The 19687-nt window shown below is 66.1% G+C and carries 8 protein-coding genes; 6 read left to right on the top strand and 2 right to left on the bottom strand.

Translation table 11 applies throughout. The features are described 5' to 3' along the window. The first annotated feature begins 121 nt into the window (after positions 1-121). The 5 genes from RT456_RS14300 to RT456_RS14280 all read left to right on the top strand — a co-directional run bounded on the left by RT456_RS14300 (position 122) and on the right by RT456_RS14280 (position 14192). Positions 122-7090 carry a hypothetical protein gene (locus RT456_RS14300; RefSeq protein ID WP_313347707.1) on the top strand — a complete coding sequence of 2323 codons (6969 nt, stop codon included), beginning with the start codon at positions 122-124 and terminating at the stop codon, positions 7088-7090. A gap of 244 nt (positions 7091-7334) precedes the next feature. After that, positions 7335-7595, top strand: coding sequence for a hypothetical protein (locus RT456_RS14295; protein WP_313347706.1), 261 nt, complete (start codon positions 7335-7337; stop codon positions 7593-7595). A 142-nt stretch (positions 7596-7737) separates the two neighbouring features. Further along, entirely contained in the window at positions 7738-9522 is a 1785-nt protein-coding gene (locus RT456_RS14290; protein ID WP_313347705.1) for an autotransporter assembly complex family protein, read from the top strand. Next, positions 9519-13361: a translocation/assembly module TamB domain-containing protein gene (locus RT456_RS14285; RefSeq protein WP_313347704.1), complete on the top strand. Its 3843-nt coding sequence runs from the start codon at positions 9519-9521 to the stop codon at positions 13359-13361. The genes RT456_RS14290 and RT456_RS14285 overlap by 4 nt, the downstream gene beginning before the upstream one ends. Before the next feature lie 516 nt (positions 13362-13877). Next, a complete protein-coding gene (locus RT456_RS14280; RefSeq protein ID WP_313347703.1) occupies positions 13878-14192 on the top strand; it encodes a SymE family type I addiction module toxin in 315 nt (104 codons plus the stop codon). Positions 14193-14400: 208 nt separating this feature from the next. Here the strand turns inward: RT456_RS14280 and RT456_RS14275 are convergent, their stop codons facing one another. Then, positions 14401-15732 (bottom strand): hypothetical protein, encoded by a 1332-nt coding sequence (locus tag RT456_RS14275; protein WP_313347702.1) that lies wholly within the window; start codon positions 15730-15732, stop codon positions 14401-14403. Next, positions 15729-17414, bottom strand: coding sequence for a molecular chaperone HscC (locus RT456_RS14270; protein WP_313347720.1), 1686 nt, complete (start codon positions 17412-17414; stop codon positions 15729-15731). The genes RT456_RS14275 and RT456_RS14270 overlap by 4 nt, the downstream gene beginning before the upstream one ends. Positions 17415-17539: 125 nt before the next feature. Here RT456_RS14270 and RT456_RS14265 point away from each other — a divergent pair, with 125 nt between their 5' ends. Continuing rightward, positions 17540-19687, top strand: a complete 2148-nt coding sequence (locus RT456_RS14265) for a S46 family peptidase (RefSeq protein ID WP_313347701.1) — start codon at positions 17540-17542, stop codon at positions 19685-19687.

Here is a 19687-nt window from a genome sequence, read left to right as displayed (position 1 = left end):
TGCAAGCGAAATGCAGTGCAACGACTCTGAATATTGATTGAGCGAAGCATCGTCCTTTCTGAAAATCGATCGATTTATGAAATCGGTGGCGGCGGCGAGGCCGTGAAGATCGGCGGGCGCCTTGGAACTGGCGATCACTCAGGGGCGCTACGACGCCTCCCCCGTTCTCCACGGAATACCCGCCGACATGCCGACGCCGTTCGCTGCCACCGCCTCCAGCACCACCCCCGTTGAAACCCGCAACCGCTTCCACATTCTTGCCTCGCAACCGCCTGAAGAGACCTCCGTTCCGATCACTGTTGCCAATGGCGCGCCCTTGCTTCCCCCCAGGCAGGCACCCAGCCCGATTCCACTCAGCGCGGAAGAAAGCGCCGTACTCGGGGAGATTGAAGCAATCGACGATCCCTGCGCAGCGCGGCTGGCAGCAGTGATGAGGACGAAACTGGCTGTCACGAGCGATCCGGCCGCGCGGGCCGATATCATCGGGGCGCTGGCGGAGGCTTGCGCCGCTCGTGACACTGCGTCGAATCCTTTCCAGAGTGCCCTCGTCGGGTTTGGACTCAGCGCAGTGCGCGGGGGACTCAATCGCGAACTCTGGCGGTTGTTTTCCGCCGCAACGCCGTGGGGTGCCGGCGCTGCCGCCTTCGGGGGGACGGGATATTCAATCTACAATCGCAACTGGAGCAGCATGCTGACGGTGCTGCCACAGGTGGCGGCGATGATGCCGTCATTGCGCAGCCAGGCAGAGGTGGAAGCCTTGATCCAGGCGCTGCCCGCAACAGTCCGCAGCAGCCTGGAAACGCTTCACAGCTGGGTTGGCGACGCAGACGCGGCCCTGACCCCGGAGCTGGACATCCGTCACGCCGGGCCGGCACTGGCCGTGGCTGCACTGCTCTGGTACGTGCAATCGAGGCTGCCGTCGCCGGCCGCCTCGTTGCAGGGTGTGAGTGGCTTCGTTGCCAAGCTGCCAGATTACTGGCAGCGACTGACGGGGTTGAACGCCCTTGGCGGTGCGGTGTTAGCCCCCGCTGCCGACGCGCCGCACGCCCCTGACCTGACTGCACCCAAGCAGAAATTGACCCGGGAGCAAAAAGATCATCTGGTGGCGCACAAGCATGCGTTCGACCGCAGCATCGCACCCCGTCGACCGCGCATCGCGCCTCCGCTGCAACCGGCCGCCGAAGCTGCGTGGGGATCGCCGGGCCAGCCAGCGCGGGGCGGGCAGATTGCGCCCCTTCCGCGCGCTGGTGGGCTGCAGGCGGACGACGCGAAAAGCAGCGGCTGGCTGTCAATGCCAGACATGCTCACGTGGCTTGCGGGAGCCGGGACCACGCTCGCCAACGGCTTCAGCGGCTACCAGCTGACGAGTCAGCGGGACGGGGGGGCGCGAGGACAGCAGCCCGACGTGGAAATGGGGTTGTTGGGGGAGACCGCGCTGCCATCCCCGGGCCAGGCTGCTGGCGTTGCCGCCGGGCTCTTCAATTCGGCGCTCGGCGTGATCGGGGGAGCCCGACGCCCAGGCACGAACCGGCAGGTCACCGATGTGCTGACCAGCGTCGCCTTCACTGCCTTGGGCGTTGCCATTGACAACGCGCTGCGACCAACGGAGACGATGTTGATCTCGTCGGACGACCTGATCGACGTGGTGATCGACCAGGTGCTTGAACTGCCCAACGGCGATTGGGGTACAGGTCTGGACGTGGTGGCAGCGCCGCATGAAGCGCGGAGTGGCCGCCAACGCCGTGACGCGTCAGTGGGCGTGCTTGATGACGCGGTGGCCAGCGACGCTGCCGTGACCTCCGAGGAAGAAAAGCGGCAGTTGGGGCTGAGCAGCGAGCAGCTGGACCGGCTCGGCGCGGCCTCGCTGCAGCAGCGCATGCGGGACATCCGTTTGTGGGCAATCGCCGTGGCCGACGAGCTGGCGGGCAAGCCGGGTTGGGAATGGGTAGCGCAGGCACCGGCTACCGAGCGTGAATTGCTTGCCCTGAAACTGCATGACCTGGAAGACCTGCAGCAGCAGTTGACCGCACTGGACGCCATTCCGGATGCCGAGATGGATGCCGCGCTGAGCAAGGCTGGCTGGCGCGGGGCATGGCAGGACATCGAGGTGCACCTGGCGCCGTCCGCAGCGACCTTCGTTCCCGGTGAGCCTGTGGACGATCACCTGCCGTTGCTGGCGTACTGCCTGACGCGCGCGAAGCAGGCATGGGGCGGGGGCGTATTCAAACGCAACGGTGTGGAGGTGAGCGCGCAGGAGGCGCGCCTGTTGAACGCCTTCGTTGGCAGCCCCGAATGCGCCCGCTTGGACCAGGCGATCGACAGCCGGGTCGAGGCGAGCCGGCCGGTGCTGGAGAAGCTGGTACAGACCAAGCTGATCATCAATGCGATCAAGGCCAAGAACGTCGGCGCGCCAGGAAATGGCCAGGCCTACCTGTACGCGGCCAAGATCGTGCTCGACTTCGTGCACGGCGCGGCCGACGTCCAGTCGTCGCCGTTGATCTATGTCGACACGTTGCCCGACGGCACGCAGGTGAGGATCCCACTGCCCAACCATCTCGTTCTGCGCAGCACCAGCGCCGATGAGCAGCTCAACGGGAAGGTGGTCGTGTACCGGATGGACCTGGACACGCTGCAGACCTTCGACAACGAGAACAGCTTCCGCGCGTTCATGGACACCCGCAGTGCCAAACGGGACATGGCCGTCAACGGCCACGTCTTTGACCGGACCCTGGCCGACGACATCGCCCGTGCCGCGTCTCCCGACAAGCGCGAAGCAGTCCTCGACCGGGTGCGGAACTGGGAATCGAGGTACGTGCGGTTCCAGTCCGGCGACAGGTCATTGGAGGCCTGGAACCCGAGCACCAGCTTCGATCTGGCGTTCGAGTCGTCGACATCGTCGGCCGACGCGTTTGCGCGCTGGGCAGCCGGGCTGGTGGCGCATGAAACCACGCTCGCCGCCAGGCAGCTGGAGAACAACCGGTTGCACTGGAGCCCGCTGGGGATCGCCAATACAGAGGCCGAGCGCGCTTACTCGGCGCTGCTGGTCAGCGTGTTGTCCACGCTGCGCGGGCATGCCAACCCCACGGTGACCAAGGCGTTGAAGACGTACCTGAAGGTGCACCGCATTGCGGTTCCGGACCGTCTCGATCCCGACCGGATTCAACTGCAGATCGGTGAGCTGACGATGTGCCTCACCGACTGGATGACCAACGGCCTGCAACGCAGCGGACTGGAACGGCCGTGGCTGCCGGTACAGGTCAGTGAGGGTTTCCCGGACGTGCCGGGCGGGCCGCGGCAGCGGGTGGAACCCGAGCCGTGGCCGCGCGACGACGAGCTCGCTGCAATGCACATCGAGGCCTACCATGCCGACGGCAGCATCGATCATGCGATGACCGACGCAGTGCAGGATGGCGAGGCGTTGCGCGCGATCTTTGCGGTCATGGAAGAGTTCTCCCAGACCAACAGCCTGGCCGAGGACTACAAGAAATATCTGGTCGCGCAGGAGAAGACCGAAGGAGGGCAGCAGTTGAGCGCTGCGCTTGGCAGGCTCATCCAGGTGCGCACAGCCTGGATGATCGAGGTGGCCTGGAACAGCGGCGTGATCGATCACGGCACCTATCAGGCCCTGAAGCGCACACACGCAGGCCTGTCACCCCAGGACGGAACACGGTCGACGCTGAAGGCGGTTACGCTCGCGGGCGTGGAGATCCGGGGGGTGTGGGCGATGAAGGCGGGAGGCGTCCGCTACATCTTCCTGACCGATACGCTGAATGGCGATCAGTTGCTCACCCTGGAGCAGTTCCGTACCTGGCTCAGCCGATCGGAAGGAGAAGATTACGTACTCCCGCGTACGCCGCTTGTGGATCATCCGATCGTGGCGCTGGCTTTCACCAAGGTGAGGAGCAGCACGGGTATCGCCATCGGCTTCAGCCCGACGCAGGGCCCGGACGACGCCGCCAGGAAAATGATCGAAGGCCGCATAGCAGACGTCGACGAACGGACCGTCAGTCAGCTTGAGCGTATTGGCGAGACGCTGCAGTTCGTGGGCACCATCATGGCGGGCCTGCTTTGCTCGATCGGCACGGGCGGGGTGGGCGCCGCGTTGTGCATTGCCACCACGTTGGCGGTGGTGGCCAAAGGCATTCATGAAACCACCGACCTGCTGAGGAAGGGGAAGGACGACGAGGCGATCTGGTCCATCCTTGAAAACTGGCTCGACGCGCTCGATATCCTGGAGGTCAAGGGGCTGTCTTCGCTGCTGTTCCAGCTGGGTCGCAAGGCGTTCACCACCCTGCCAGATGCCGCGGGCGGCCTGGCGCAGTTGCTGAAGCAGCGGCGTGCATTCACAGCCGACGGCATCGTCAACAAGGCCTTCGTGCGCCCGCGTGGGGAATTTGCCGACCTGCCCATGCTGGGCAGCCGGCAGCAGAGCGGTGCCCAGCTGTACCAGCAGGACAACAGGCACTACATCAAGCAGGAAAACAGCTTCGTGGAGGTCTACACCGACGCCGATGGCACGCTGCGCCTGCGCGATCCGGACGACAGCGCCGCCGTGGGTGCGCCGGTGGAATTCCACAACGGCCGCTGGCAGCGCAATGACGAGCCGCCCACCGTTCGCGGTGCCACCACGCCGCACAACCGGCCGGGCTCGCCGGACTGGGCGACGAATGACCTGGAGAAGGCCGAACTGCTGCCGCCTGCGCGGCAGAGCGAGCTGGAAGCCATGTTTGGTCATCTCACGCTGACGCAGCCGAACGCCCATGTGCAGGAGGTCGTCAGAAAATACCTGATGGAGCTGCGGATCGCGGAGATCGTCGAGAAACCTGGTTCGCTGGGGCTTCCTGGCGACGAAGTAATGATCATGCGGGCCTGGGCCGACAGTGAAAAGCTGGGCAACGGCAAGGGCGTTGTGACCTATACGATCGTCGGGCGCGAGTGGACCCAGCTGGCCCGCTTCGGCAACGGCAACCCAGGGCTGCATGTAAAGGTAAAGAACCCGAGGGATCTGCCCACCCTGGAGAAGATGATCGCCTCCGCGGACCACGGCGCACTGCTGAGCCGCCTCGGGTTGCCGCCGGAAGCCGACGACGCCACGCTTGCCAAGGCCGTGCGTGCGGAGCTGGCGCGCACGATTGGCGCCAACCCGACGCAGAGCCTGCAAAGCTGGCAGCGCTGGCTCACCCTGCAGCACCACCTGCCCACCGCAGCCGACAACCTGGTCAAGCACTACCGCGACCTTACCAAGGCCGAGGCCGAGGAACTGGTGAACAGCGCCACTGTGCAGCAGAAGTACCAGTTGGAATCCTGGGATTTTCCGCCGGAAATCCAGACGGCCGTGTCCAATGTGCTGGCCAACCGGGCGCAGAGCCAGCAGCGTGAGGCCATCATCCAAGGCAACGTGCATACCCTCGCGCAGGTCAACGAGCTCGGCATCCACCTGAAGGCGGTCCTGCCGGGCCGGGATGTGAGGGCGGTCAGTGTCGAGGGTGACCGCGTCGAACTGCTGCTGACCGCGTCCACCCCGGACGTGCCGGAGGTCAAGCTGGTTTTTGCCGGCAGCGCTGGCGAGCTTCCTACTGACGCCACGGGCAAGGTGTACGCGACCTGGCAGGAGGGCATATTCGAGCAGCTGACGCCTGCCGAGCGGACATCGATGCCGGGCAGGTCCGGGGGGCTTGCGGAGCCGATCGATCTGCGCCGCGCGGTGCTGGACGACATGAAGAACTCGCCGATCGTGGCCGTATGCAGTTTGCCGAGGGCGCCGGGTGGGCGGGCCAAGCGCGCGGACGACTGCGGGCCGGTACCGGCTGATCCTTTCCTTCCGTCCATCTCGATCTCCCCCCAGGAAAGGGCGGTGCGTGATGCGGTGACCCAGTTGATGGACACGACCCACGCCTCGCTCAAGAGGAAAGACCTCTACTACTCGGCTGAAAAGGTGGAGTTTGACGCCCTGAACAAGCAGGCGGCGGACCTGAGAAAGCTGAAGGCTGACCAGCGCAAGGGGATCAGGATGGACGAGACGGTGGAGGAAATGGACGACACCGCCGCCGCACGCCTGAAGGAACTGGAAAAGCGGTCGTTTGGTGACTTGGACAGCTTCGACATCGGCAACGTGGCAGGCTATACGGTGTCGGATATCACCTACGACGGGCAGCGGCTGGAACTGCCGTCTACGTTCCCGCTGAAGTCTACGGCGCTCAGTGGCAATGGACGGCCGCTGCTGGGAACAGACGGGGTACTGCCCGGCGCGCCCACCCGATACGTACTGGTGCCTGACACGGAGGCCTTCAATGTTCCACAGGTGTCTGCTCAATACCATGAATATTACGCAGGGGGCAGCGATCTTGGGCCCGTCACGGGTCGGTACTTTGAAGAAGGCCAAGCGTCAAAGTTGATCATCCTGAAGGAAGCGGATCTGGTTGTCACAGTACCCGGCCCCAAGGGAACCAAGCGGGTCAAAACCCCGATCCATCTCCTCACCGACGATCAGATCCTTCTGCTGAGCAATGCCGACTATTCGTCCGAGCTGCGAAAGCTATTCGGCGATTCCGGGCTGCTGCCGGCCAATGTCAGGACATGGAAGGCGGGCGTCCCTTACCGCATGTACCAGATCCGCTCGTGCAGCGAAGGCAAGATTCTCGATGCCTTCTACCGCGCGGTGGGCCAGGCGGTGCCCGCGTTGAACGCTGTCCTGTGGCGTCCCACTGGCGTGACGATCGACGGGCTCGGTGGCACCCTCAACATCGTGTCGGAAATGAACCCGTGCACGCGAAGCTGCGATCGACGGCTCAATGAGATGATCGCCCGCATGCCCGGTATGCAGGTCAAGGTCTTCTACCGCTTTGAAAACAACCCCGAGAGAACCGCTTGGTGGCGGGCCAGAAAGGTGGATGTCATCTTCAACAAGAACAGGGAAAGTTGGGAAAAGGCTGGAAAGACCGAGGCAGAAATGAGAAAACTGGCCGACACCGAGTGGACCACACTGTTCGCCGACGCCAAAGGCAAGAAGACCTGGGTCGACGAGTTCCTGGTGAAGCACCCTCCCAAGCAGCCCGTTCCCAAGCTGTGGGAACCGCAGCTGCCCGTTTGAGACTGACATGCCCATTGAAGGAATTACCTCGAACAGCGTGAGCATTTCCCCGGTCTGCGCAGGCAGACCGGGGGGTGCCGGTCCTCCCCTGAATGAACTGGCGCGACTTGAGGGTGGGCCACTGGAGTTCTGCGCGGCGGATCCAGACGAGCACGCCGCATTCCGCAGCACCCTCTCGTATAAGCTCGCTGACTATCTGACATACGGGTATCTCGGGGACGGTGAGGGCCACGGCGTTGTCTGCATGAAGGTGCCCAACGCCCGATCCGCCGAAGACGTGGCGCTGGGCGAGGTGAACCTTGAACTGCATGCCGATGCCTGCGTGTTCGGATTCCTGTACCGCGAGGGCGTCCGCGACTGCTACTACGTGTCCAAGGGTGCCGAGTTCTTCAGTGTGAGTATCGAATCGGGGATCGCGACCTGCGGTCCGTATGACATCTTCGTGTCGCCGCCCATGACGTGGGAGGAACTCAGGACGAGGCTGGAGCCACAGCGGCATTGGTGACGCGCCGGGCGTGAGGCGGCCGCCGACGCGGATCATGCGGCCTTCACAGCGGCCTACCCGTCAACTGACGACAATGGGCTTGGTCCAGCACGGGATGCCCATGTCGTTTTGCCGGCCCGCCGTATCCCGCTATCCTGTGCCCATGCCGCCTCTGAAATACGCCCTGCCGCTGATTTTCCTCCTGCTCGCCGCCGTTCCGGCGGCGCATGCGCGCGGGACCATCGAGAAAGTGGACATCACCGGCCTGGACAAGGGCGACGATGCCGAGATGATCGAGAACATCGAGGTCTCGCTGTCGCTGTACGACACCATCGGCAAAGCGCAGGGCGAATCGCGGCTGGAGTACCTGCTCTCCCAGGCCGAACGCCAGACCCGCCAGGCCCTGGAGCCGTTCGGCTTCTACAACCCGGTGATCACGGTCGAGAGCCCGCGTGAGGGCGAGAACCTGCGCGTGGTGATCCATGTTGAGAAGGGGCCGCCGACCCTGGTGCGCCGGGAGAACATCGACATCACCGGCCCGGCACAGCTGGACCAGTACCTGCAGGAAGACCTGGAGAATTTCCGCCCGCGCAAGGGCCAGCGCTTCGAGCACACGCTGTATGACGCCAGCCGGGTCACCATCACCCGGCGCCTGGCCGAGCGCGGGTACTTCGACGCTGACTTCACCCAGCGCAGGGTGGAGATCACCCGCGCCGAGAATGCGGCGGACATCGACCTCAGCTGGGACAGCGGCCGCCGCTACAACATGGGCGACATCCGCTTCCACGAAGACTACTTCGACCCCAAGCTGTTTGATCCGCTGGTGTACTGGGAAAAGGGCAGCTACTTCCACGAAGGCAAGCTGGACCGCCTGCGCGAGTCGTTGACCAAGCTGGACTACTTCAGCGTGATCGACATCCAGCCGTTGCCCGACCAGGCCGATGCGAACGGCAACGTGCCGGTGGACGTCAACCTGACCCGCGCCAAGCGCACGGTGTACACCGCCGGTGTGAGCTACGGCAGCGAGAGCGGCGCCGGTGTGCGTGGCGGCCTGGAGCGCCGCTTCGTCAACAGCCGCGGCCACAAGATGAACACCCAGCTGGACTACGCACAGAAGCGCAAGAGCCTGGTCACCACCTACCGGGTGCCCGCGTTCAAGTGGCTGGATGGCTGGTACGCACTGACCGCCAGTGCGTACGACGAACAGACCGACTACATCGACCTGCGCAATTTCAAGCTGTCCGGCAGCCGCAGTGGCGAGATCAACGAGAACTGGACCGCGATCGCCTCGATCAACGCACTGCGCGAGCGCTGGCGTTACGCCTCGGGCACCGAGTTCACCAACGCGATCTACAACACCTCCACCCTGGTGTACCCGCAGCTGGTGGCCGACTACGTGAATGTGGACGACCGGCTGGCGCCACGTCGTGGCATCAGTGGCAGCGCGACCCTGCGCGGCGGCATCGAAGGCGCGGGCTCGGACACCAGCTTCGTGCAGGCCAACGTGATGCTGCGCTGGTTCATTCCGGTTGGCGAGGCCGACAGGCTGATCCTGCGCGGCGAGGGTGGCACCACCTGGACCAGCGACCTGGTGGCGATGCCGCCCAGCCTGCGCTTCTTCGCCGGTGGCGACCGCAGCATCCGTGGCTACGCGTTCCGTGAGGTCGGCCCGCGTACGGCGCCGCCGGACAAGTTCGCGCTGGGTGCCAAGAACGTGGTGACCGCCTCGGCCGAGTACGAGCATTACTTCAAGGGCGGCCCATGGGGCGGGGCGGTGTTCGTCGACACCGGCAGCGCCTTCGACAACACCATCGACCTGCACACTGGCGTGGGCTTCGGCGTGCGCTGGAAATCGCCGGTGGGGCCGGTCCGCGTCGATGTTGCCCACGGCCTGAACAATCCGGATTCGCAGTTCCAGCTGTATCTGAGCGTGGGAGCGGATCTGTGAGCACGCCAACACCGTCGTCCACCCCCACGCCGCGTCCGCGCGTCCGCTTCTACCGCAAGCGCCGGTTCTGGGCGTGGTCGGGCTTCACCGTGCTGGGGCTGGTGCTGCTGGCGCTGCTGCTGGTGTACTGGCTGCTGCAGACGGTGGCGGGGCGTGACGTGCTGCTGGCGCAGGTGGTGGCGCGGCTGCCGGTGGGCGCTACGCTGACCTGGAGCAAGGTGGACGGCCCGGTCGCCGGGCCGCTGGTGCTGCATGACCTGGACTTCCGCTACGACGATATTCATTTCACCGCCGAGCGTGCCTACCTGGACCCGGACATCCGGCCGCTGCTCGGCCGCAAGCTGCAGCTCGATGCGCTGCAGATCAAGAACGCCACGCTGAACCTGGCCAAGAGCGATGAACCGTTCGAGATGCCGTCGTGGCCGGAATCGCTGCCGCAGATTGAAATGCCGCTCGCGATCCAGGCCGACACGATCATCATCGACGGGTTCCGCATCACGCAGGCGCAGGAACCACTGATCGACATCACCCGGCTGCGCGGAGGACTGGAGATCGCCACTGGCGAATTCCGCGCGCAACAGCTCAAGGTGGACAGCGACCGGGGCGACTTCCGCGTGGACGGGCGCTACGTACCGCGCAACGATTACGCCACCGACATCACCATTGGTGCGGTGCTGCCGGCGCCACGCGGCCGTACGCCGGCACGGCTGGGCCTGGTGGCCCGCGGCGACCTGGACCGCATGGAGATCGCGGTGGCCGGGCATGCGCCTGCACCGTTGCAGGCCAGCCTGGTGTTCGAAGGGCGCGACGAACCGGTGTGGAAAGCCAGTGCGCGCAGCACCGAACTGGATCTGGCACTGCTGGTGCCGGGGATGGACGCCAGCACCAGCACGCCGCTGTCGCTGGATTTCAAGGCCGACGGCAAGGGCGGCCAGGCCAACCTGCAGGGCCGCATCCAGCAGGGCGACCTGGCGGTGGAACTGGCGCCGTCCAGGGTAGGGCTGGCCGACCAGGTGCTGACCGTCTCACCGCTGGTGGTGAAGGGCTTCGGTGGCCAGGCACGCCTGCAGGGCACGGCCGACTTCCGTGACCGCGAGAACGCCAGCCTGCGCTTCTCGATCATCGCCAATGACCTGACGTTCGTGCCCGCCGCCGACCCCACCACCCCGGGCGCGGCGAAGCCGGTGCCGGTGACGCTGAAGGAGGCCCGCATGGGCCTGGCCGGCACGCTCAAGGCGTGGGCTGCGGTGGGCAAGGCGTCGGTCGAGCGCGAGCAGCAGTCGGCCGACCTGCAGTTCGACGTACGCGGCAGCGACACCGCCGCGCAGATCAAGCAGCTGCAGGCCAAGACCCCGGGCGGCGCGCTGGATGTCACCGGCCAGGTCGCCTGGGCCCCGCAGCTGGACTGGGACGTGGCCGCCAAACTGGCGGCCTTCGACCCGGGCTACTTCGTGCCCGGCTGGGATGGCCGGCTGTCCGGCGCGCTGGCCTCCAAAGGCCGGCAGCTGCCGACCCCGGCAGGCAGTCCCGCCGGCACGGCCGCGTCGTACGAGGCCACCGTGGACGTGCCTGGCATCAACGGCATGCTGCGCAACCGCCGCGTGGACGCGCAGGGTCGCTTCGCGCTGCGCGGGCAGCAGGGCGAAGGCAACGTGCGGCTGGCGGTGGGTAACAGCCGCTTGACCGCGAGTGGCAGCGTCGGCGACCGCCTGGATGTGCAGGCGCAGCTGGAACCGGTGCAGCTGGACGACCTGATGCCCGGCAGCACCGGCACGCTGCGTGGCCAGGTGCAGGTGCGCGGACCGCGCACCGCGCCGGACATCACCGCCGACCTGGTCGGCAGCGGGCTGCGCTACCAGGACTGGAGCGCCCAATCGATCAGCCTCAAGGGTCGCCTGCCGTGGCAGGGTGATGCCGGCACGCTGGCACTGCAGGGCACCAGCGTGCAGGTCGGCATGCTGCTGGACACGCTCAACGTGGATGCGCGCGGCAGCCTGTCCAACCTGCGCCTGGACGCGCAGGCGAAGAACGAACTGGGTGCCGTGGCGCTGCAGGGTGGCGTGCGCCAGCAGGGGAACGCATGGCGTGGCGATCTTGCCGCGCTGCGGATCGCGCCGGTCAAGGGCGATGCGTGGGCACTGCGTGCGCCAGCCACGTTCGGCATCCAGGGCAGCAACTTCACCCTCAGCGACACCTGCCTGGGTGCGGCCACCGGCGGCGCGCTGTGCGCCAGCGCCAACTGGCCGCGTGATGGGCTGGTGGTACGCGGTGACGCGCTGCCGCTGGCGCTGGTGCAGCCGTGGTTGCCGCCGCAGTCCGGGCGCCGCCTGCACCTGCGCGGCGAGATCACGCTGGACGGACGCATCCGCCCGCGTGGCAATGCGTGGGAAGGCAGCGCCAAGATCGCCTCGCTGGAAGGCGGCATCCGCCTGGGTGACAACGCGCGCGGCGAGCTGGTGCGCTATGACCAGTTCTCGGCCACGCTGGAGATGACCCCGGCACAGATCAACGCCAAGCTGGGTGTGGGCTTCCAGGGCGACGGCTTCGTCGACGCCAAGGTGCAGACCGGTTGGGACGCCAACGCCCCGCTCAACGGCGAGCTGTACCTCAACATGTCGCGCCTGTACTGGCTGGAGCTGTTCTCGCCCGACATCGTTCGCCCCACCGGCCTGATCGAGGGCCACGTCAGCCTGCGCGGCACGCGCGGCACGCCGTCGCTCGGTGGCGACGCCAAGCTGAGCAAGTTCAAGGGGGAGTTCCCGGCGCTCGGGCTGACCTTCGACCAGGGCAGTGGCACCTTCACCGCGCAGCCGGACGGCTCGGCGGTGATCAAGGCGCAGGCCAACTCGGGCAAGGGCACGCTGTTCGTCGATGGCGGGCTGTCGTGGTTCGGCGAAGCGCAGCCGTTGCAGCTGCATATCCACGGCGAAAACGTGCTGCTGGCCAATACGCCGGAACTGCGCATCGTCGCCAACCCCACCCTCGACTTCACCCTGGCCAAGGCGGCCATGCAGCTGCGCGGCACCGTGCACGTGCCCGAGGCCGACCTGGACCTGGAGCGGTTGGATCGCGGTACGTCCGTGTCCGAAGACGTGGTGGTGCTGGACCCGGCCGACCCGGAAGAGGGTCCGAGCCTGCCACTGGACATGGACCTGACCGTGAGCCTGGGCGACAACGTGCGCATGGCCGGCTTCGGCCTGAAGGGTGGGCTCGGCGGCAAGATGCAGGTGTGGTCGCGGCCGGGCCGCGAGATGACCGCCAATGGGGCGCTGGAAGTCAGCGGGCGCTACAAGGCCTATGGCCAGGACCTGACCATTACCCGCGGCAACCTCAACTGGAACTACAACGCCGTTTCCGACCCGCGCATCAACATCCGCGCCGAACGCCGCGTGGGCGATGTCACCGCCGGTATCGACGTGACCGGGCGCGCACAGTCGCCGCGCGTGGACGTGTGGTCCGACCCGACGATGTCGCAGTCCGAAGCACTCGCGTTCCTGGTGCTGGGCCGCAGCCTCACCGGCGCCAGCAGCGACCAGACCCAGCAGGTCAACGCCGCCTCGGCGGCGCTGTCGGCCGGCAGCGGCCTGCTCGCCTCGCAGCTGGGCGCCAAGCTCGGCCTGGACGACGCCGGCGTGAGCCAGTCGCGCGCGCTGGGCGGTTCGGTGATTGGCGTGGGCAAGTTCATCTCGCCCAAGCTGTACGTCGGCTACGGCGTTTCGCTGGTGGGCAGCGGTTCGGTGCTGACGTTGAAGTACCTGCTGCGCCGCGGCTTCGATATCGAAGTGGAATCGAGCACGGTGGAAAACCGCGGTTCGCTCAACTGGCGCAAGGAAAAATGATGTCGTGCGCCGGCGCGGTACGGGCACGGTAGGCCACGACCGTTGGTCGTGGCGTAACGCCGCGCCCAGCCCGGCAGCTGTTTGGGAACCCACCCCACCCGGTGTACGTGCACAGGCATCAGCGCGGTGCATGCCGAAAACGGCATCGAAAAATATGCAGCAGATCGTTTTCTGGTGTCGCTACGGAGCGCGCTGCGCAGCGCATCACATTCCGCGATCTGCTTGGTGCGCAATGACTTGCAGGTACATGCAGTTCATTCCCGACAAGGTGGTAGGCGATGCCATCCAAGCTGCGCGCCTCAACAGATACAACCGATTTCCGCTATGGTCTCCGCGTACGCATGGTAGGCCCTGAGTCTAAAAGCTCAGCAACACTGCAAGCTTGATGTAATGCGTCGGGAGGGTGGCGAAATACAACACCCTCGTGGAAATACGTCGCACCGTTTCTTGCAACGGCTTTTAGCCTCCCGACTCCCTCGCCATTCCGGCGAGGGAGACATCCAGGAGAGGCCTACCATGCACGACCATGAGAGCGATCCATCCGCCGGCACCCAGCCGCGTGTCATCTACCACTGGCGCACGCCCCGCACCGTGTTGACCGGCGCACTGCGCCAGCACGACGGTGCGCCGCCGCCCGACGAATTGTTGATCCCGTCGCTGCACCTGCGCGGCATGTGGATGACCACGGCGGGCATTGAAACCGGCACACGCCTCAGCGTGCAGATCGCCCCCGGCTGCCTGCTGCTGCGTACGCTCACGCCGGTGGTGCGTGTGGCCTGCCGGCCGGGGTGGTACCACGCCGCCCAGGGCTCCGACCGCGTCCGCTGGTAGGGTCGCATCCCAATCGGAGACGTGCATGGATGCACACGTGGTGCGGCCGCAGGACGCGGAAGAGCACCACCGCCGACCCTGCGCACGCATCCGGTGATGGCATTGCAGTGATCGGCATCGCGGCTCCACCGGCCGTGCGATTGCAGATGTCCATGCGTCTAAGGGATCGCACGCACGGTCGGCAGTTGTTTGGGAACCAACCCTACCCTCAACGCTTGCCGATGTTCCTTCGTAGATCGATTGCCCAGAACACCAGCGACATCCCGATGCCCGCCAGCGGCCAGATCATCCCGGCGACCAGCGGTAGACCGTTGGGTTCGCCTTCCGGGTCCGGGCCACGCACTCTGGCACGCGTCATCGCAATGAGGGCCAACCCGAATACCCACGCGCGGTCCAGCGCCATCAGAAGGAGCCCGTCTATTCCCTGCGCCCGCTGCGCCCACATCGCCGCGCCCACCGCAATGGCGGCCAACGGCAGAAACGCCCAACGCAGCCAAGCCGGTCCGCGCGCTTCGTCTTCATGCACGCACTGCCAACGCAACAGTCCCTTGAACCCAAGGACCAGCAGCCAGCCGGCAGGCACCATCAGGGTAGCGGTGGCGATGAACAGCCATCCCTTGAACGCGCCTATGGCAGGGCTGGCGTTGACACCCCACGCGGTGATCGCGCCCAGAAACAGCCCGACGATGGCGCAGCGAAGTGCGCTGTAGCGAAGGCGGACAGGATGGGATGCATCGCCAAACCTCGCCCAGAAGCCGACCTGGCCCGGATCCAGCCCCGTCGGTACTTCTTCTTCTGGCCAGTACTCCAGCGCGGCCAGCAGAAAGGGGGTGTCACGGGCACGGATGGGCAGGGCGGCGTCGAGGCGATTGCGCCAGCGCGGGCGCGGCTCGCGCAATCGCGCGACCGCTTCATCGGTCTCCTGCGCGGACAGGTAACGCTCGCTGCAACGCTCGTAAACGATGCGCAGTGCGCCACGCGATTCCGGCAGCAGCTGCCATGCCTGCCGGCAACGGCGGGCCACTGTCGCCAGCCACAACGGATCCAGGTCGAGCGCAATGTCATCCCAGTCAAACGCCTGCATCAGCGTGCCGAAGTTTGCCTCAGATACCGGTGGACGCTCGTGATGCAGGCGTTCCAATAGTGCCCAGCCGACGTCGACCCGGAACTTGAGCGACCAGCCCAGGGCACGCTCCTGCAGCAACTGGCTCAATGACGCTGCGCCCACTACGGCAGCCTGCTGGAGGATGTCGAGCGCTGCTACGTCCGGATCCAACGCAGTGGATGTCGTTTCGAGCCTGGCAACCTCTGGTGTGCCAACGGCCGGTACAGGCAAATGCAGCGCAGGCGGCGCATCGGATAGTTGTTCGGGAACACTGCGGCATATCGCAAGCGCGTGCTGGTAGCAGGCATGCAGATCCTGAAACGCGTCAGGATCATCATCAGGCCGGTTGCAACGCAACAGGCGTGCGTAGGCACGTTTCACTGCACGCTCATCGCCCTGTTCAGCAAGCTCCAGCAGCTCCTCGCCTGCACTCATGATTCGGCTTCCAACGCGTCCAGAGCGGCAGTGAATGCATCGCGTTGTTCGGAAATGCGCGCCGTATCCTGGCTCTCCAGCGTGGATCGGAACTGCGCGAGCCACGCCTGGACATGGTCACGATTGTCCATGTACTCCGCGTAGACCCGCTCGGCGCGCGCCATGAGTGCGACGTTGGGCAGGTGCTCGCGGGGGTGCACCTTCAAGGCCTGCAGTGCGGCCAAGCGTGTCTGGATCTGCGCAGTGTCCAGTGCGCTTTCATTGCGCTGCAGGACCAGGTCGTGCCGATGCCCGTTGCTGGTATCGGTAATCTCCACCTGCAGCAGCCCATCGACGTCGTACGTAAACCGCACACGAAAACTGCCATCGCCCCCGCGTGTTGGATCGACTGGAATCTCCAGCCGGCCCAGCGCGATGTTGCGTTCCACTACCGGGTGCTCGCCCTGATAGACCCCGATCGACAGTACCTTCTGCTTATCCGACACCGGACTGATCGACTGCTCGCGACTGATCGGCACCACACTGTTGCGTGGAATCACCGGCAGGAAGTAGCCAGGATGGTATCGACCGCGCTCGTCCACCCGGGAAACATCGATGCCCAATGTGTAGGGGCAAACGTCCGTCAACACGACCTCGTCGAGATCGATGGCGCGATCCTTCAATCCTGCCGCGAGCGTGGCACCGAGCGCGATGGCCTGATCCGGATGGATGTGCCGCAAAGGCAAGCGACCCAGCAGCCGCGTAGCAAGCCGGCCGACCATCGGCATGCGTACCGCTCCGCCGACCAGCACCACGTCATCAATGTCGCCGGGCACCAGCCGGGCGTCGCGCAGTGCACGCTCGATGGGCAGTCGCATGCGCTGCAGCAGAGGTGCGGCGAGCGTCTCGAACCGCTCCGCCGTGCAACTCCACTCCATGGACGCATCCAGCAGTTGAATCTGCAGCCGGTTGTCGCCGTGGGTCGACAGGCCCTGCTTGAACGCCTCCATCTGCTGGCGCAGGCGCGCCAGCTCCGATGCCGGCAAGCGTTTGAGATCGGTCTTGGTATCGGTAGCGAATGCCTGCAGCAGCACCTCCAGGAAATCTTCGCCACCCAGGAAGGTATCGCCCGCCGATGCATGCACCTCTACCACGCCGTCGAACAGCTCCAGCAGGGACACGTCGAACGTGCCGCCGCCCAGGTCCAGTACCAGGACACGGCCTTCGCCTTCGCGGTCGCGCAGCCCATATGCCAGTGCAGCAGCAGTAGGTTCGTTGATCAGCCGCTCGACGCGGATGCCGGCCAGCTCGCCGGCCGCCCGCGTCGCTTTGCGCTGGGCATCGCTGAAGTAGGCCGGTACGCTGATGACCGCCTCGGTGACCTTTTCACCGAGCGCGCTTTCCGCGTCGGCGATCAGCGACCGCAACACCAGCGCGGACAGCTCCTCCGGCCGGAATCGGCGCCCGCCCAGGGTGCTCTCATGGTCGGTGCCCATCTGCCGCTTGAAGGTCGCCGCCGTCAGCTCCGGGTGAGTCACAAGGCGCTCCCGCGCCGCCTGGCCGACCAGCACCGTGTCGCCGTCCAGGCTCACGACCGACGGCGTCAGCAGCTCGCCGTGCGCATTGGGAAACAGCCGTCCCCCATGACCGTCATGCACGCCGATCAGCGAATGCGTCGTGCCGAGATCGATTCCTACGATCATTGCCACAATCTCCCCCTGAGAAGCGCCGATTCTATCCATCCCGCGCCACCCCTGACCATCGGGCGTTGCCCCACAGCCCCCCAGTAGCTAAGGTGCCGGCTTGTTCCGCCGTACTGGATGCACCCATGCCCGCACGCACCCCCCTCGTCGCCGCCCTGGCGCTCGGCCTCACCCTCGCCACCGGCGCCCATGCCGATGAAGGCATGTGGATGCCGACCCAGTTGCCGGACCTGGCCAAGCCGCTCAAGGCGGCCGGTTTCAAGGGCAACCCCGCCGATCTGGCCAATGTCACCGCGCCCCCGTTGAGTGCGGTGGTGCGGGCCGGCGGCGGCACCGGGTCGTTCGTGTCGGCCGATGGCCTGCTGCTGACCAACCACCACGTTGCGATGGGCGTCATCCAGTACAACAGCACGGCCGAGCACAACCTGATCGACGGCGGTTTCATCGCCGAAGGCCGCGCCGACGAGCGCCCGTCCAACCCGGATTTCCGGGTGCTGGTCACCACCGGCTTCGACAAGGTCACCGACGAGGTCCTGCGCGATGCGCGCGGCAAGACCGGGCGCGCCTACTTCGATGCGGTGGACCGGGCCAGCAAGCGGCTGGTGGCCGAGTGCGAGCAGGAAGGCAACGTGCGCTGCAGCGTGGCCGACATGTACTACGGCACGGATTTCTACCGCATCCGCCAGCTCGAACTGAGCGATGTGCGGCTGGTCTACGCGCCGCCGCGTGCGATCGGCAACTACGGCGACGAGATCGACAACTTCATGTGGCCGCGCCATACCGGTGACTTCACCCTGCTGCGCGCGTACGTGGGCAAGGACGGCAAGCCGGCGGCCTACAGCCCGGACAACGTGCCGTACCATCCGCCGGCGCACCTGAAAATGGCCATCGACGGTCCCAAGGCAGGTGACTACGCGATGCTCGCCGGCTACCCGGGCATCACCTACCGCCACCGCACCGCCGCCGAGTTCGGCGGCCAGATCGATGCGGTGCTGCCGCGCCGCGTGGCGGTGTTCCAACAGATGATCGATACCATCGAAGCCGCCACCGCCAAGGATGCACAGGCGCGCACCCGCTATGCGGCGCAGCTGCAGTCGTTGAAGAACAACCGCAAGCGTGCCGCCGGTGAACTGGAAGGCCTGCTGCGCAGCGATGCCAAGACCCAGCGCGGCTACGACGAGGCTGCCATGCTGAAGGCCACCGATGCGGCCTACCAGCCCGACATCCAGGCGCTGTTCGGTTCGCTCTCGCAGGGTGCGGCGATGGGCGAGCGCGACTTCGTGCTGGAGCAGGCCGCCACCCAGAGTCAGCTGCTGCGCTCGGCGCTGATGCTGGAACGGCTGCGCATCGAGTCGGCCAAGCCCGACGCCGAGCGCGAGAGCGGCTACCAGCAGCGTGACCAGGCCCTGATCGAAGGTACCCTCAAGCAGGTGCAGCGCCGCTATGCGCCGGCCGTCGAGAAGGCCCTGCTGACCAACCTGCTTACCCGCTACCAGCAGCTGCCCGATGCGCAGCGCCTGCCGGAATTCGACGCGGCCTTCGGCCGCACGCCGGCCGCGTTGGCCAAGGCGCTGGACACGCTGTACGCCGGCACCCGCCTGGGCGAGGAGTCCGAACGGCTGTCGCGCTTCGCGGCGGCGAAAGAGGGCAAGCCGCTGGCGCGCGATCCGCTGATCGATCTGGCCGGCCCGCTGGTGGCCGCACAGCTGCGCCTGGACGACCAGCGCAAGGACCGCGAGGGCGAACAGCTGCGCCTGCGCCCGGCGTACATGCAGGCGCTGTTTGCCTGGCGTGCGAAGCAGGGCCGCGCGGTGTACCCGGACGCCAACCGCACCCTGCGCATCAGCTATGGCAAGGTCGAAGCCTTGTCGCCACGCGACGCGGTGCACTTCGACCCGGTAACCACCGTAGCCGGCATCGTCGAGAAGAACACCAATGCCTTCCCGTTCGATGCGCCCAAGCCGTTGCTGGCGGCCATCGCCAAGGGCGATTTCGGCAGCACCGCCGACCCGGTGCTGAAGACCCAGACAGTCAACTTCCTGACCAACCTGGACACCACCGGCGGCAACTCCGGCTCGCCGGTGCTCAACGCACGCGGCGAGCTGATCGGGCTCAACTTCGACAGCAACTGGGAATCGGTCAGCGCCAGCTGGTGGTTCGACCCCCGCTTCAAGCGCGCGGTGCACGTGGACATGCGCTACCTGCGCTGGCTGCTGGCCAAGGTCTATCCGGCGCCGGCACTGCTCAAGGAAATGGGCGTTCCGGCGGAATAA

The organism is Stenotrophomonas sp., assembly GCF_032099025.1.
Taxonomy (GTDB): domain Bacteria; phylum Pseudomonadota; class Gammaproteobacteria; order Xanthomonadales; family Xanthomonadaceae; genus Stenotrophomonas.
Note: the sequence above shows the minus strand (reverse complement) of the source record. Positions and strands in the feature narration are given on the sequence as shown.

What these genes read in the sequence shown, in the direction of transcription:
- RT456_RS14295 (WP_313347706.1), top strand. Translation starts at nt 7,335, where the DNA reads ATGAAGGTGCCCAACGCCCGATCCGCCGAAGACGTGGCGCTGGGCGAG.
- RT456_RS14280 (WP_313347703.1), top strand. Translation starts at nt 13,878, where the DNA reads ATGCACGACCATGAGAGCGATCCATCCGCCGGCACCCAGCCGCGTGTC.
- RT456_RS14290 (WP_313347705.1), top strand. Translation starts at nt 7,738, where the DNA reads ATGCCGCCTCTGAAATACGCCCTGCCGCTGATTTTCCTCCTGCTCGCC.
- RT456_RS14275 (WP_313347702.1), bottom strand. Translation starts at nt 15,732, where the DNA reads ATGAGTGCAGGCGAGGAGCTGCTGGAGCTTGCTGAACAGGGCGATGAG.
- RT456_RS14265 (WP_313347701.1), top strand. Translation starts at nt 17,540, where the DNA reads ATGCCCGCACGCACCCCCCTCGTCGCCGCCCTGGCGCTCGGCCTCACC.
- RT456_RS14270 (WP_313347720.1), bottom strand. Translation starts at nt 17,414, where the DNA reads ATGATCGTAGGAATCGATCTCGGCACGACGCATTCGCTGATCGGCGTG.